Raw genomic sequence first — 14,852 nt, 5'->3', positions numbered from 1 at the left:
CATAGAGAGAAGAGGAAAGCGCGCTTGAGCGCAAGCAGTTCGTCGAGACCCGTCGTCACAAGGTTCGCGCCGTCGCCAACCGGGTTCCTGCATATCGGTGGCGCGCGGACAGCGCTCTTCAACTGGCTCTTCGCCCGCCACCACGGGGGCAAGTTCCTGCTGCGCATCGAGGATACGGACAAGGTCCGCTCCACCAAGGAAGCGATCGACGCGATCATCGACGGCATGAAGTGGCTCGGCCTCGATTGGGACGGGCACGAATATTATCAGTCGCAGTTCTGGGCCCGGCACGCCGAAATCGCACATCGGCTGCTCGAGCGTGGCCACGCCTACCGCTGCTACATGACGCAGGAGGAGCTTGCCGCACAGCGCGAAGAGGCTCAGCGCGAGCGCCGTCCCTTCCGGATCAACAGCCCATGGCGCGACGTCGGCGAAGAGCAGGGAGACAAGCCCTTCGTGATCCGCCTGAAGGCACCGCGCGAAGGGGAAACGGTCATCGACGATCGCGTTCAGGGCCGCGTGACCGTCCAGAATGCCGAACTCGACGATTTCATCCTGCTTCGTTCGGACGGAACGCCGACCTACATGCTTGCGGTGGTCGTCGACGATCACGACATGGGCGTCACTCACGTGATCCGCGGCGACGACCATCTCAACAATGCCTTCCGCCAGCTGGCGATCATCCGTGCCATGGGGTGGCCGGAGCCTGTCTATGCCCATGTTCCGCTGATCCATGGCCAGGACGGTGCGAAGCTGTCGAAGCGGCACGGCGCCTTGGGCGTCGATTCCTATCGTGACGAGCTCGGCTATCTTCCCGAAGCCGTGGACAATTATCTGCTGCGGCTCGGCTGGGGCCATGGCGACGACGAAATCATCAGCCGTGAGCAGGCGATCGAGTGGTTCGATCTCGACCATGTCGGCAAGTCACCGTCGCGCTTCGACTTCAAGAAGCTCGAAAATCTCAATGGGCATTACATCCGCGAGGCCGACGACGCCCGTCTTGCCGATCTGGTGGCGCCGAGAATTGGCCTTTCAGATGAGCAAAAGCCTTTGCTTATCAAGGCAATGCCTGAGCTGAAGCCTCGCGCCAATACCCTCGATCAGCTGGCCGATGGAGCGCGTTTCCTGTTCGCCACCAGACCGCTGGACTTCGACGAAGCGGCTTCTGCGCTCCTGACCGCCGAAGCTCGCGGAATCCTTCGTCAGGCGCATGATGCGCTCGGCGCTCTTGCCGAGTGGGATGCTGCATCGTTAGAGGCGGCCATCCGTGAAGTTGCGGAGAGCAACGGAGTTAAGCTCGGCAAGCTTGCCCAGCCGCTCCGGGCCGCTCTTACAGGGCGCACGACCTCACCGGGAATATTCGACGTACTTGCGCTGCTGGGTCGGGACGAAAGCCTCGCCCGGATTGCCGATCAGATGGAGCCTAAGGAATGACCGACACCGCCGTGACCCTTGAAGTGGACGGATCCAACTTCAGCTTGCCGGTGCTCGAAGGGACCGTCGGGCCCGAGGTGATCGATATTCGCAAGCTCTACGCCCAGACCGGCAAGTTCACCTACGATCCCGGCTTCACTTCAACGGCGAGCTGCGAAAGCGCGATCACCTATATCGACGGCGAGCAGGGCATCCTGCTCCACCGCGGCTATCCGATCGATCAACTCGCCGAGCAGTCGAGCTTCATGGAGGTGGCATACCTCCTCGTGAACGGCGAGCTCCCGAAGCGGGAAGAGTTCGACAAGTTCGTCTACACGATCAGCCGCCACACGATGGTGCATGAGCAGCTGGCAACCTTCTATCGCGGCTTCCGGCGCGATGCTCATCCCATGGCGATCATGTGCGGTGTGGTCGGGGCACTCTCGTCTTTCTACCACGACAGCACGGACATCACCGATCCGGCCCAGCGGATGATCGCCTCGCACCGCCTGATCGCGAAAATGCCCACGCTCGTGGCGATGGCTTACAAATATTCGATGGGGCAGCCGTTCCTCTATCCGGACAATAGCCTCAGCTACACTGGCAATTTCCTGCGGATGACGTTCGGCGTTCCGGCCGAGCCCTATGAAGTAAACCCGATCATCGAGCGCGCCATGGAGCGCATCTTCATCCTCCACGCCGACCATGAGCAGAATGCGTCGACGTCGACGGTACGCCTCGCGGGCTCGTCGGGCGCGAACCCGTTCGCCTGCATCGCGGCGGGCATCGCTTGTCTGTGGGGTCCCGCGCACGGCGGCGCCAACGAAGCGGCGCTGAACATGCTGCGCGAGATCGGGGACGTGAAGCGGATTCCCGAATATATCGCCCGCGCGAAGGACAAGAACGATCCGTTCCGCCTGATGGGCTTCGGCCACCGCGTCTACAAGAACTTCGATCCGCGGGCCAAAGTGATGAAAGCGACAGCGGACGAGGTGCTGAAGGAACTCGGCAAGTCCGACCCGGTGCTCGACGTGGCTAAGGAGCTGGAGCAGATCGCGCTTCACGACGAATATTTCATCGAGAAGAAGCTCTATCCGAACGTCGATTTCTATTCAGGCGTGATCCTGAATGCGATCGGCTTCCCAACCGATATGTTCACGGCACTTTTTGCCCTCGCCCGCACCGTCGGTTGGGTCGCTCAGTGGAACGAGATGATTGCGGATCCGGAGCAGAAGATCGGCCGTCCGCGCCAGCTTTATGTCGGTGCAACGCAGCGGAACTACGTCCCTTGCGATCAGCGCTAGGGGCTCGGTAGGGTCAGCGTGAATCGGGCGCCCTCGCCGGGCGCGCTTTCGAGCGTGACGTCGCCGCCCATGGACCGAGCGAGGCGTCGCGATATGGCGAGGCCTAGGCCAGTCCCCTCGCGCTTCGGTTCGACGCGCTCGAACCGCTCGAAAATCCGTTGCTGGTCGGCGGAATCGATGCCGGGGCCCTGGTCGGAGACGGTCACCGATGCGGTGCCGGACGTCTGATCGAACGCCAGATGCACCGTCCCGCCGTCAGGCGAATGGCGAACCGCGTTGCCGATCAGGTTTACAAGGATCTGGATGACGGCTGGCTCTTGGCCGTTCGCCGGGAGCGCCCCGAGCGTTTGCGCCTCGATCACCACGTTGCGCTCTTCGGCCAAGGATTCCAGGAGGACCACTGCTTCGGCGGCCAGGGCAGCAAGATCAATCGGGCGTTGGCCGTGCGCCGGCTCCTCGCTCATTGATCGAACGACCGACAGCAGATGGCGCGCCGCAGAGGCGATATCGTTGCCATAGCTGGCGTAATCGCTGCGCAGCGGTCCGTCCGCGCGCTCGACGATGCGTTCGGCACTCTCGATGATTCGGTCGATCGGCGAGCGGAGCACTTCCTCCAGCGCCTGGTCGAAGTCGGCTGGCTTGCCTGAACTGCCTGCCTGCTCAGCTGGTCTTTCCAGCAACGCGGTGCCTCGAAAGCCGGCGAAACTGCCATCGGCTGCGGTCACGACTTCGCCGGTCAGCGTCAGGCGACGCGTCTCGTCATGACGGCTGCATGCGCTCTGTCCCGTGAATGCACGGCGACCTGCAAGCGCGCTGATCAGCGGCATCTCACCACTGTCGTTCTCGATTAGGCGGAGCGCACGGGTGAGCGGCTGGCCCGCCACTTCGGCAACGTCGACGCCAAGATGCTCGGCGAGTTCAGGCGAAAGCGAGATCAGGCGAAGCTCTTCGTCAGCAACCCACTCGTTGTGGCCTTCTGCCGAGTCCGCTTCGGTCGACCCGCCCAACAGCGAGGCAAGACGCGGAGCCACCGGCGGCCGCTCGGTCCACCCTAGAAGCGAAAGCGCAATCTCGTCGCCGTCCGGCTTGGCTTCGACCCACATCTCGATGTCGTGATCGGCGGAGGCGGCGACTGCCGGGCGAGTCACCTCGATGCCAAGCTTGCGCGCGAGTTGCGCCACCGCGGCGACCTGCGGCAGCGCCAGCTTCTGTCCCAGGCTCGCACCGGCCTGACGCTGGAGGGCCTCCAGCTGAGGGTCAGCGGCGATCAGGCGGCCCGACTTGTCGATCCGGCCGAGGACCGGCGGACGGTCAGACGGAACGCTGGCCATCATGTCCCCCCAAAACCGAGACGGCGCGCTGATACAGCGGGTCTGCAGCCACCCAGTTGAGCGCATTGGCGACATCCGCGTCGCTCAGGTGGTCGAATTCCGCTATCGCGCGTCCGGGATCGCAGATCCCAAGCAAATCACCGATGCTCGCGAGGAGCGCGGCAGCAGTCTCGCGCGGCAGGCGCGCCATTCGCAGAAGCCGCATGATCCGGCCGGGATCGCCGGAAAGCAATTCGTCGAGAGCCACCTCGCCCGAAATTCCCGCGCGGACCGCAAGTGCCTGCGCCACGAAATTCATCTCACCTTCGATCGCCGCCCCAGCGATCAGATCTTCACTGAGCTCGCCTTCTTCGTTCAGGAGGCGGACCACCGTCGCATTGAGGTTCTCGATGCTGCTTCCAGTGTCGTGGCGGGCCAGCACCTGAGCGATGGCGCCGGATAGCAGACGATCAGCTTCCGCCGCACCGCTGCCACCGAGGAGTTCCTGCCTTAGGGCCGCAGCTAGCGAACAAACGAGCGCACGCGCTTCGTCCAAAGACAGATCGTCGAAATGCAACAGGCACTGACCGAAACGGTCCCGGCGGCGGCCGCGGGCAATGATAAGTGCCATTGCGGCGGCAGCGATGGCTCCGTCACGATGGCTGACTAGGCCTTGGATGACACGTGCCTCGCGGCGTCCAGCGCGTGCTTTGGCGCCGGTCGCGATCCGCTCCTCATCTGCCCGACGCAGCAGCAGACGGACCAAACCGGCGCGGTTGAGCAATCCCGCGTGCGACAGCTGGTCGATGAGAGCGAGATTGCCTTCGTCGTTGGCTGGCGTCGCGAGGCTCGGCAGACCGACCCGAATTTCATCGGCAAGATCGCTCACGAGGCAATGGAGCATCGCCGTCATCAGAGCGCGTTCCTGCTCGCTCAATCGCTCAGAAGGATCGAGGAAGAAATCGACGCGGACGGTGCTCAGCCGATCGCGTCCCGCGCGGCGCGCAGGCGCGTTCTGTCCGGCTGCCGAAGCAGCGATCGGCCATTCTTCCGGCATCATCTCGTGATGCTTATCGGATTAGCGTTAACTTTGCGTCAACTCAGTCGTTGAATGCCGCACGTGCTGGATGATGAAAAATGAGACAGCTGCGTAGAGCAGGAGTCCGATCAAATAGGGCGTCCACACGCCCAAAATCGCGAACGGGATCGCGGCGACGATCGCACTTCTGCGCGAGAAGAGCCACAAATCGTCGTCGGCGGAGAAGCCGGTCTTCTCCACCCTACCCGCTTCGGCGAAGGCGATGGTGCAAATCGCCGCGAGCATCGCGCCCCAGCCATGATCGGTCCGCCATTCCCACCAGCCCAGGGCGAGAAGTGCAGCGCCGGCAGCCGGTGCGAGCAACCGCCGGCTCAGCATCCGTGGCGAGAGCGGTCGCATGCGCAGCGTGCCCAAACGGTTCGCGACGAGATCGAGGGGCATTGAAAGCAGAAGCAGACCAAGGCCTGCGCCGAGCCATCCACGAAGGAAGCAGATCCCACCTCCGATGGTGAGAGCAAGCGCCATCCAAATCAGCCAGCTCGGCCTGACGCGAGTCTCCATCATCTGCTCGGTGCAGAACTCCTCGAGGGGCGGAAGCAGGAAGCGGCTGACCCAATCGGTTCGCGATCCACGCGAGGCGTCGAGGAGCTTGCGTTGGAAATTGTCGAGGTCTTCCGAGCGTTCGACCAGGATCGGTTCGGCGCCGGCCTGCTCCGCAGGCAATCGCACCGCGCCTTCCTGAATGGCTCGGCGAAGCAAGGTAGACTGAAGGTCCCAATCACCCAGCATGGCAGCCGTCGAACCGAGAAGATGGGCATCGACCACGGCGAGCCCGCCCCACCGCGATTCGCCGTCAATGCGCTCGTATCGCTCATGCACTTCGTCATCTGCGACGGTGAGAACGACCGCTTCGGGCTCCTCCGCCAGCTTGGCGACCAGATCGGCGGTCGGTGCGATGCCGTCGCCGATCAGCATGATCGAGGCCCCTGCCTCGAACCGACTCACGGCCTCGTGCACGTCGCTCACTGGAAAAACACCAATGCCGTCAAGGCGTAGCGCTTCGAAAGCATCCTGAAGCGCCTGAGGAACGCGCTCTACAACAACCACGATCGGCGCGGTTCCGGCGGCTGCAGCGCAACGCACCTGATAGTCGATAAGGGTTCGACCGGAGAGCGGAAGCAAGGCCCTCAGGCCGCCGGAATCATCTTCCTGATAGGCTCCGATCAGAGCGCCAACGGCCAATGAATTCTCTCCCTCCCCCATGCGCCCCGGAAGACATCTGTAGCCGCTTTCGCGCTTCGTCAAAGATGGTAAACTGCTTTGCCATGAACCCATTCGCAAAGCGCGCCGGAGAGCCTTCGGTACCCGACGAGAGCCCTCTCGACCTGAATAAAGAGCTTATGGGCATCGAGCCCAAGTTCGATCAGGATCGATGGACAGAAAGTCAGTCGGAAGAGCGCGGCGCCGGTGGGCGCAAGGTTCTTGGCACCTTGCTCACAGTTCTGGCGGCCGCGTGGCTCGCGTTCAGCGCATGGTCGGCGGGGCGTTCTCTTGCTGGACAGTCGCTGGGTTCGCCCGCCTTTGCTCAATGGATTGCGATCACCGCAGCGCCGCTGGCCTTGCTGGCACTCGCCTGGATGGTGTTCGGCCGCACGCGTCGCAAGGAAGCCGAGCGCTTCACGCGCTCGGTAGTGACGATGCGGCATGAGGCTCGTTCCCTCGAGGCTTTGCTCGAAGTTCTGTCACAGCGGATCCAGGACAGCCGGAGCGAACTGACGATGATGTCCCAGCATCTGATGACGCTGGGCGACGAAGCGACCGGCAAGTTGGGCGGGATCACGCGCGAGTTCGATACGAGCAGCGAGCGGCTGCGGCGTCACGGCGAGGCGCTCGATCGCGCAGCGGAGTCGGCGCGCAACGACATTGCGGTTCTTCTGGAGGATCTGCCGCGCGCCGAGCAGTCTGCTCGAGCGGTAGGTGAGCAATTGCGCTCGGTTGGCGGAGAGTCCGCCAGCAAGGCGTCGCAGCTGGAGCAGCAGGTTGCCGCCCTGGCGGAGCGCACGCGAGAGGCCGACCAGATTGTCACCGACGCCACAGATCGGCTGGCGGTACGACTGGCGGAAATCGACACTGCGGGGAGCAGCGCGGCGGCCAAGGTCCGTGAGGCTGAAACGGCATTTTCGGGGTCCCTCGACCTGCTGCTGGATCGCACGTCCACCGGCCTCGACGAAATTCGTTCAGGCATCGACGCTCAGGCCGCTGCCGTGTCGGCGCTCGTCCAGCAGGCGTCAGCGGGCCTCGGAAAGGCCGGCATGCACGCGTCCGAATCGCTCGCGTCAAACATCGATCGCGCCAACAGCTCGATCGAAGGCCTCTCGACCCGCATTGCCGAACAAGATCGCGCCTCGCAGCGAATGCTGGCCGAGATTGATCGCGGTCTGGCACTGATCGACACGCGCTTCGCGGAGCTGGCTGCGAACGGCGATGCGAGGGCCAACCATTTCCTTGAGGCGCTGTCGCGTGCCCGGGCGGAGCTCGACACGCTGGCCGCGCACTCCGGATCGCAAGATACGGCGATCGAATCCTTGGCCGAACGCACGGAAGGGCTGCGCGAGAGCATCAATCGCCTCGCCACTGAGATCCGTGACGGAGTAGGCACCATGCTCGGCGAAGCACAGGGCGGCGCCGACCGACTAGCCGCAAGCGCCGGCGCAATTAGGCCGGAAATGGCCTGGATCCGCGACGCTGCTGTCGAGGCGAGCGACCGCATCTCGACCACGGGCAGCCAGATCACGGAGCAGCAGGATCGGTTCGCGGCCCTGCTGGCGACGGTCGACGACGGCGTCGGCAACGCCCAGTCGAAGCTTAGCGAGCTCGCGTCCGTGATGGCGCAAGTCGAGCGGGAGGCGAACAGCCTAAGTGCCGAAACCGGACCTGCGCTCGTCTCTGCCCTTCTCCAGGTCAAGGAAGCAGCGGGACATGCGGCTGAGCGCGCGCGCGAGGCCATTCAGAACGTCATTCCGGAAAGCGCAGGCAAGCTCTCGGACGAGACTCGCGACGCACTCGAGCGCGCCATCCGCGAGAGCGTCGAAGAACGCCTCCGCGATGTCGAGCGGGTTGCAGCTCGCGCGGTCGAATCCGCGCGCACGGCGTCGGATCGCCTGACGCAGCAGATGCTCACGCTCGGCCAAGCGGCTTCGGCACTGGAGCAGCACATCGAGGACACGAGCAAGGAGCAGCGTGAGAAGGACAGCGAGGCCTTCGCTCGCCGGGTGTCGCTGCTCATCGATTCGATGAACTCCGCTGCAATCGACGTCGGCAAGATCCTGTCGGACGAAGTCGATGACAAGGCATGGGACAGCTATATCAAGGGCAATCGGGGTGTCTTCACCCGCCGCGCGGTTCGCCTGGTCGGTGGAAGCGAAGCGCGCGCAATCAAGGCGCATTACGATTCCGAGCCCGAATTCCAGCAGTCGGTGAACCGGTACATCGCCGACTTCGAAGCCATGCTCCGCCGCGTCATGGCCGAGCGCGACGGCGGCATGATCGCCGTGACACTGATGTCCTCGGACATGGGCAAGCTTTACGCCGCCCTGGCGCAGATCGATCGCCGCCGCTGACTAGCGGCTGTGATAGAAATCGAGGTCGTCGGGCGTAATCCAGCCGTACGTCCAGTTCGCATAGTAGATAGCGAACAAGACTAGCCCGAGCAGCGCCGCCTTCAGCAGGTGGCGCTTGAGATCGAACCTGTAGGGCGCGCTCTCCGCGGAGCCCGGAATGCGGCTGTTTCCGACCTCTTCGTCCGTCCGCACGCCGAAGGGCAGGAGCAGGAATGCGCTGAAGGCGAAGAACAGGAAGTAGATCGCCAGGATCGACGTAAATGCCATGGTAAAACCTTACAGCGCGACCTGGAGCAGCATGACCTCGACAACCGGCTTCTTGCCGGTCCAGAGCGTTGCGCAGCGGCGAACCGCGAGGCGCACCGCTTCGCGAACGCTGTCATCGCCGGGCGGCGAAAAGGCCTTGGTTGCGGCGTCCGTCGCATCGGCGATGAAGTCGTCTCGGTCCTCCTCGACCGGAACGCCAAAGGGCCGGATCAAAGGCTTGCCTACGAGCCGACCGTCCTCTGAGACCGGCACGGCCACGGTGATGAGCCCGCCGTAACCGATCTTCCGCCGTTCGTTCACGGTCGCGCCATCCGCGGGTAGGATCACGTCGCCGTCGAGGACGAGCTGGCCGACACGAACTTCATCGATCTTCTTAGGCCCATCGGGCGCCAGACGGATCACATCGCCATTCTTCTGGACGATCGAATGCGGCACGCCGCTGGCGAGCGCCAGTCGAGCCTGCTCAGCCATATGCCGCTGCTCGCCGTGGACCGGCACGACGATCTGCGGCCGCACCCAATCATACATCTGGACAAGCTCGGGCCGTCCGGGGTGGCCGGAAACGTGCACATGCGCTTGCCGCTCCGTCACGATCTTCACGCCGAGTTCCGAGAGCTGGTTCATGATCCGGCCGATGGCGACCTCGTTGCCGGGGATAATCCGGGAGGAGAAGATGACCGTGTCACCCTCCCCCAGCTTCAGCTCGTGCGTGCCTGATGCGATCCGGCCAAGCGCCGCACGGGGCTCGCCCTGCCCGCCAGTTGCGATGATCAGCACGTCGCCCTTCGGCAGGCGCATGGCCTCATCAAAGCTGATCGGCGGCGGGAAGTCTCTGAGATAGCCGGTCGTCTGGGCAACGCGCAGGATGCGGTCGAGCGAACGGCCGGCGATGCACACCTGACGGTCGGTCTCTCGGGCCACGCGGCCGATCGTCTGCAGTCGCGCGGCGTTGGACGCGAAGGTGGTGACGAGCACCCTGCCCTTCGCTTCCGCCACTTTAGCGAGCAGACCTTCGTGCACGCTCTCTTCGGAGCCCGATGGCGCGTCCTGGAAGACGTTGGTGGAGTCGCAGACCAAAGCGAGGACGCCTTCGTCTCCAATCGCTTTGAGGATGTCGGGGCTCGGCGGCTCCCCGATAACCGGCGTCTCGTCGATCTTCCAGTCCCCGGTATGGAAGACGTTGCCGAACGGCGTTTCGATGAGCAGGCCGTTTCCTTCGGGGATGGAGTGCGACAGCGCGACGAAGCTCACGCGGAAGGGGCCAAGCTCGATGCTTCCACCCCGTTCGATCACGTTGAGCTTCACCTGACCGGTGAGTCCCTCTTCTTCGAGCTTGCCGGCGATTAGCCCCGCGGTGAACGGCGTCGCGAAGAGCGGCGCCTTCAGTTCCTCTGCGAGGTACGGCAGCGCGCCGATGTGATCCTCGTGGCCGTGGGTAAGCACGATCCCGGCGAGCCGCTCCTGCTGGCTCTCGATGAACTCGAGATCCGGCAGGATCAGCTCGACGCCTGGATAGGTCGGGTCCGCGAAAGTCAGCCCAAGGTCGCACATGATCCACTGGCCGCGACAACCGTAGAGATTGACGTTCATGCCAATTTCGCCCGAGCCGCCGAGCGCACAAAAGATCAGTTCTTCGCCGGGAATCATTTCGAAGCTTTGGTGGCCATATCGTAGAGAAGGTTCAAACCCTGGATCGTCAGATCGGGTTCAATGGCATCAAACGCATTAGTGTGTTTGTCGAAAAGCGTCGCCAACCCGCCAGTCGCCACCACTGTCACTGGTCCACCGATCTCAGTCTTCAAGCGCTCGGTCAGCCCCTCGATCATCGCGACATAGCCCCAGTAGATGCCGATCAGCATCTGGCTTTGCGTAGTGCGGCCGACGACGCTGTTCGTCGGCGGCGCCTCGATCGCAACGCGCGGGAGCTTGGCGGCGGCGTTCACCAGGGCGTCCAGCGACAGGTTGATGCCCGGCGCGATGATGCCCCCGGTATAGGCACCGGTCTCGCTGACCACGTCGAAGGTCGTCGCCGTGCCGAAGTCGATGACGATCAGCTTGCCTTGATGCTTGGCGTGGGCAGCGATCGCGTTGAGCGCGCGGTCGGCACCGACGTTTTGCGGCTCGTCGACATCGAGCTGAAGCGGCCATTCCGCCGCACCTTGTCCGGCGATCAACGGTTCGACGCTGAAATATTTGCGCGCAAGCACCTGAAGATTGTGGAGGGCCCGTGGCACCACCGTGCCGATGATCACCGCACTCACGTCGGCACGGCTGTAGCCTTCGAGCTCGAGCAACTGATGCAGCCACACCGCATATTCGTCGGCCGTGCGTCGCGGGTCCGTCGCGATGCGCCACCGCGTCCGGATCTCACCGTCTTTCACCAGTGCGAAGACGAGGTTCGTATTGCCGGCATCGACCGCAAGCAGCATGGCCGCGGCCTTAGGGGAAAGAACGGCCGTCGCAAAGCGTCAGACGGTAACGGGCACCTGCTGAACCATGACCTCCGGCGCAGCCTCGCGCTGCCGTGCCAGATAGGCGTGGATCGACGCGACCACCTGCGCGCCATCGCCGACCGATGCAGCCACCCGCTTCACGGATGTGGAGCGTACGTCGCCGACTGCAAAGATGCCGCTGCGGCTCGTCTCCAGCGGAAGGCGCTCCTGTCCGGTCTCCGCGCCCGTCAGGACGAACCCGCGAGCGTCCAGCTTCAGGCCGGACGCCGCTAGCCAGTCGGTGTTGGGTTCGGCGCCGATGAAGGAGAAGAGATAGCGCTCCGGCCGCTCTGTCACGGTGCCCGTCGAGCGGTCGCGCCAGCTGACCCCCTCGAGGACGCCATCCGAGCCTTCGAGATTGGTGATCTCACAGCCGACAACGACGTCCACGTTCGGCTGAGCCTCGATCCGTTCGACCAGATATTGCGACATGGTTTCGCGCAATGGACGGCGCGCGATCAATGTCACCCGCCTGGCTCGGGTTGAGAGGAAGACCGTCGCCTGCCCCGCGGAGTTCCCGCCGCCGATCAACGCGACTTCCTGGTTGGCGCAAAGGTCTGCTTCGAGCGGTGAGGCCCAGTAGTGGACCGAGGAGCCCTCGAAATCCTCGAGCCGCTCAACGCCCAGTCGGCGGTAGCGAGCCCCCGTCGCGATCACGACCGCCCGGGCCTGGATGCGCTCGCCGGTATTTAGTTCGATATGGCAAGGATCGTTGCCGCAGACGAGCCGCACCGCCTCGTCCGGGATCGCCATTTCGACGCCGAATTTCTGCGCCTGGCTGAACGCCCGGCCCATCAGCGCCATGCCGGAAATGCCGGTCGGGAAGCCGAGGTAATTCTCGATGCGAGCCGATGCACCCGCTTGCCCACCGAAAGAGCGGCAGTCGATCGTGAGCACCGACAAGCCTTCCGAGGCCGCATAGACGGATGTCGCGAGTCCCGCTGGGCCGGCACCGATAACGACCACATCGTAGAGCTTGTCGGCGTCGATGGCCCCGACCAAGCCGACGCAGCGCCCAAGCTGGTCCTCGCTCGGATTGTGCAGCAGCTTGCCGGACGGGCATAGGACGATGGGCAGCTGCTCGGCCACAACGTGGAAGCGCTCGACCAAGGTTTGGGCGCAACTGTCGTTTGCTGGATCCAGCTGGCGGTAAGGATGGCCGTTGCGGCGTAGGAAATTCACGAGCCGCAGGACGTCCCCGTCGGCTTCGTCGCCGATAATGATCGGTCCCGCGCCGGCCTCGATCAGTCCCACGCGCCGCAGGATCAGCGCACGCATGATCCTTTCGCCCAGATCGGCCTCCGCAATCAGCAAGGCTCGCAAGCGATCGGGCGAAATTGCCAGCGCTTCAACATCGGTGATTGCCCGCTCGTCCACCAAATAGGGCCGGCCCGAAAGCTGGGCGAGCTCACCCATGAAGTTACCGCGCTCGTGCGTAACGATGTGCTTGGGCTTACCGTGTTCGCTCTGAGTGGCATTCACCTGGCCCGACAGGATCAGCATCAGGCCGGGGCCCTTCTCGCCCACACGGACGATGAAGTTTCCGGCCTGATAACTGAGCGGCTCTCCGAACTTGGAGAGCCGCGCGATCTCATCGTCCGACAGGCGCGGGAACATCTGCGCCCCGCGCGTATCGTACACCGTCTGTCGGTCGTCGGTCATGCGACCGGGATCGCCTCAGCGATGATCGACGGAGATTCGGCAGCCTTCACGCCAACCTCTTCGCCGCGGATGAACCCCAGGATATCCGCGTTGATCAGGTCGGGGTGCGTCGCATGGCAGCCGTGCGGCAGGTCCTTATAGGTCTTCAGCCTGCCGTCCTTCAGGAGCTGCACGGTGAGGGGCCCAGAATCCGCATAAGGAACGATCTGGTCATCCTCGCTGTGAATCACGAGCACCGGAACATCGATCGACTTCAGATCTTCGGTGAAATCGGTCTCGGAGAAGGCCTTGATGCATTCGTAGCCGGCCTTGACGCTGCCCATCATGCCTTGGCGCCACCAATTGCGGATCAAACCTTCAATCGGAGTCACACCGGTGCGGTTGAAATTGTAAAAGGGTCCGGTCGGGACATCGAGATAGAACTGCGCCCGGTTGTTCGCCAAGGCAGCGCGGAAGCCATCAAATACCTCGATCGGCGTGCCACCCGGGTTTGAATCCTTCTTCACCATCACCGGCGGGACTGCGTCGAGCAGCACGGCCTTGGCGACCCGGCCAGGCGTAGCGCGCGCAACGTACCGAGCAACTTCGCCGCCGCCGGTCGAATGGCCGACGTGGATTGCACCCTTGAGGTCCAGCTGGTCGGTAAGCTCGATCAGGTCCGAGACATAGGTGTCCATGTCATTGCCCTGGTCGGTCTGGCTGGACCGGCCATGGCCACGGCGATCGTGGGCGATCACCCGGAACCCCTGGCCCAGGAAGAACATCATCTGGTTGTCCCAGTCGTCGCTGCTGAGCGGCCAACCGTGGCTGAAGACGATGGCCTGCGCGCTCTTGGGGCCCCAATCCTTGTAGAAGATATGGGCGCCGTCGCGAGTGGTGATGAATGACATGGGGAGTGCCTCCAATGCTCTCGTATCCGGCCGTCGGGGCCGGTGCCGAAGTCGGGATGGAACCGCATTGGCGGGCACATACTCGGCCGTCGAAACGCGCGGACTCGCTCGCGACGATGCGGCCCCGTAACAGGAATTCGACGGCGGCGAAATTACGCCGGAAAGGGATTCAGCTTAGAAAAATGTCGGCTGCACGAATGAGCTCGATCGAGCCGTCGTCTTGCATCAGCCGCAGCGCCCCATCCGGGTCCAGTCCGCCGAATCGGCCCGTCAGGGTCTCGTCCTTGCTGACGTGGACGGTGAGCTTCGTTCCGACGTGGTGGGCACGGTGCTCCCAAGCCTTAACAAGCGCGACGCTTTCGCTCTTGCGCCAGAGGCTGAGAAGTCGGGCGAAACTGCCCGCTAGCAGGGGTGCAAAGGCTTGCGGCTTGATCTCTGAAAGGAGCGCCGCCGCTTCGCGGTCCTCGAGCTGGGGAGCACTGGCAAGATTGACGCCGAAGCCGACGGCGATGCGATCCCCGCTCCGCTCGAGCAGGATACCGGCCAGCTTCTTCGTGCCGAGCATCAAATCGTTGGGCCATTTCAGCAGCAAGGCATGACCGGGGGCAGCGACGTCCACCGCCTCAATCAGGGCCAAGCCAGCGGCCAGCGACAGAGTCTGAGCTGGCGGATCGTCGGGGCGGATCTGGACGAGCGTGCTTCCGTAGAAATTTCCCGGTGCCGAGACCCACTCGCGCCCCTGCCGGCCCCTTCCTGCGTCCTGCTCCAACGCAACGAGCCATTCTCCCTCAACCGCGCCCTCTGACGCCAACAGATCGGTGTTGGTCGAGCCGGTGCGCTCGACGATCCGGATGC

Annotated in this window: 12 protein-coding genes; 3 read left to right on the top strand and 9 right to left on the bottom strand. The window is 63.7% G+C overall.

Annotated elements, in window-relative coordinates:
* The first annotated feature begins 24 nt into the window (after positions 1 to 24).
* Positions 25 to 1,434 (top strand): glutamate--tRNA ligase, encoded by a 1,410-nt coding sequence (gene gltX, locus AC4GYV_RS03810; RefSeq protein WP_491099328.1) that lies wholly within the window; start codon positions 25 to 27, stop codon positions 1,432 to 1,434.
* Positions 1,431 to 2,717 carry a citrate synthase gene (locus AC4GYV_RS03805; protein ID WP_491099327.1) on the top strand — a complete coding sequence of 429 codons (1,287 nt, stop codon included), beginning with the start codon at positions 1,431 to 1,433 and terminating at the stop codon, positions 2,715 to 2,717. Before gltX ends, AC4GYV_RS03805 begins: the two co-directional genes overlap by 4 nt.
* Here AC4GYV_RS03805 and AC4GYV_RS03800 read toward each other — a convergent pair.
* From AC4GYV_RS03800 to AC4GYV_RS03790, 3 genes are read right to left on the bottom strand one after another with little or no spacing between them, the layout of a single operon-like run.
* Complete coding sequence (locus AC4GYV_RS03800) at positions 2,714 to 4,048, bottom strand: sensor histidine kinase (protein WP_491099326.1); 1,335 nt, start codon at positions 4,046 to 4,048, stop codon at positions 2,714 to 2,716. The genes AC4GYV_RS03805 and AC4GYV_RS03800 overlap by 4 nt on opposite strands.
* Entirely contained in the window at positions 4,029 to 5,087 is a 1,059-nt protein-coding gene (locus tag AC4GYV_RS03795; RefSeq protein ID WP_491099325.1) for a DUF2336 domain-containing protein, read from the bottom strand. The genes AC4GYV_RS03800 and AC4GYV_RS03795 overlap by 20 nt, the downstream gene beginning before the upstream one ends.
* 24 nt (positions 5,088 to 5,111) lie before the next feature.
* The gene (locus AC4GYV_RS03790; protein WP_491099324.1) at positions 5,112 to 6,308 is read right to left on the bottom strand and encodes an NTP transferase domain-containing protein; all 1,197 of its coding nucleotides are present in this window, start codon (positions 6,306 to 6,308) and stop codon (positions 5,112 to 5,114) included.
* An 83-nt stretch (positions 6,309 to 6,391) separates the two neighbouring features.
* Here AC4GYV_RS03790 and AC4GYV_RS03785 point away from each other — a divergent pair, with 83 nt between their 5' ends.
* A complete protein-coding gene (locus AC4GYV_RS03785; RefSeq protein ID WP_491099323.1) occupies positions 6,392 to 8,686 on the top strand; it encodes a coiled-coil domain-containing protein in 2,295 nt (764 codons plus the stop codon).
* Here the strand turns inward: AC4GYV_RS03785 and AC4GYV_RS03780 are convergent, their stop codons facing one another.
* From AC4GYV_RS03780 to AC4GYV_RS03755, 6 genes are all read right to left on the bottom strand, one after another.
* Positions 8,687 to 8,953 carry a DUF1467 family protein gene (locus AC4GYV_RS03780; RefSeq protein ID WP_491099322.1) on the bottom strand — a complete coding sequence of 89 codons (267 nt, stop codon included), beginning with the start codon at positions 8,951 to 8,953 and terminating at the stop codon, positions 8,687 to 8,689.
* A 9-nt stretch (positions 8,954 to 8,962) separates the two neighbouring features.
* The gene (locus tag AC4GYV_RS03775) at positions 8,963 to 10,600 is read right to left on the bottom strand and encodes a ribonuclease J (protein WP_491099321.1); all 1,638 of its coding nucleotides are present in this window, start codon (positions 10,598 to 10,600) and stop codon (positions 8,963 to 8,965) included.
* Positions 10,597 to 11,382: a type III pantothenate kinase gene (locus AC4GYV_RS03770; protein ID WP_491099320.1), complete on the bottom strand. Its 786-nt coding sequence runs from the start codon at positions 11,380 to 11,382 to the stop codon at positions 10,597 to 10,599. Before AC4GYV_RS03770 ends, AC4GYV_RS03775 begins: the two co-directional genes overlap by 4 nt.
* A 39-nt stretch (positions 11,383 to 11,421) precedes the next feature.
* Positions 11,422 to 13,107, bottom strand: coding sequence for an FAD-dependent oxidoreductase (locus tag AC4GYV_RS03765; RefSeq protein WP_491099319.1), 1,686 nt, complete (start codon positions 13,105 to 13,107; stop codon positions 11,422 to 11,424).
* Complete coding sequence (locus AC4GYV_RS03760; RefSeq protein ID WP_491099318.1) at positions 13,104 to 13,997, bottom strand: alpha/beta fold hydrolase; 894 nt, start codon at positions 13,995 to 13,997, stop codon at positions 13,104 to 13,106. The genes AC4GYV_RS03765 and AC4GYV_RS03760 overlap by 4 nt, the downstream gene beginning before the upstream one ends.
* Before the next feature lie 169 nt (positions 13,998 to 14,166).
* Positions 14,167 to 14,844: a biotin--[acetyl-CoA-carboxylase] ligase gene (locus tag AC4GYV_RS03755; protein ID WP_491100382.1), complete on the bottom strand. Its 678-nt coding sequence runs from the start codon at positions 14,842 to 14,844 to the stop codon at positions 14,167 to 14,169.
* Positions 14,845 to 14,852 lie beyond the last annotated feature (8 nt).

The sequence above is a fragment of the Sphingomonas sp. SP4 genome (assembly GCF_058313375.1).
This window is presented reverse-complemented; position numbering and strand designations above follow the sequence as displayed.

Excerpts from the sequence above, each read along its gene's own strand:
- AC4GYV_RS03805 (WP_491099327.1), top strand. The coding sequence starts at position 1,431 with ATGACCGACACCGCCGTGACCCTTGAAGTGGACGGATCCAACTTCAGC.
- AC4GYV_RS03800 (WP_491099326.1), bottom strand. The coding sequence starts at position 4,048 with ATGGCCAGCGTTCCGTCTGACCGTCCGCCGGTCCTCGGCCGGATCGAC.
- AC4GYV_RS03795 (WP_491099325.1), bottom strand. The coding sequence starts at position 5,087 with ATGATGCCGGAAGAATGGCCGATCGCTGCTTCGGCAGCCGGACAGAAC.
- AC4GYV_RS03785 (WP_491099323.1), top strand. The coding sequence starts at position 6,392 with ATGAACCCATTCGCAAAGCGCGCCGGAGAGCCTTCGGTACCCGACGAG.
- AC4GYV_RS03780 (WP_491099322.1), bottom strand. The coding sequence starts at position 8,953 with ATGGCATTTACGTCGATCCTGGCGATCTACTTCCTGTTCTTCGCCTTC.
- AC4GYV_RS03775 (WP_491099321.1), bottom strand. The coding sequence starts at position 10,600 with ATGATTCCCGGCGAAGAACTGATCTTTTGTGCGCTCGGCGGCTCGGGC.
- AC4GYV_RS03770 (WP_491099320.1), bottom strand. The coding sequence starts at position 11,382 with ATGCTGCTTGCGGTCGATGCCGGCAATACGAACCTCGTCTTCGCACTG.
- AC4GYV_RS03765 (WP_491099319.1), bottom strand. The coding sequence starts at position 13,107 with ATGACCGACGACCGACAGACGGTGTACGATACGCGCGGGGCGCAGATG.
- AC4GYV_RS03760 (WP_491099318.1), bottom strand. The coding sequence starts at position 13,997 with ATGTCATTCATCACCACTCGCGACGGCGCCCATATCTTCTACAAGGAT.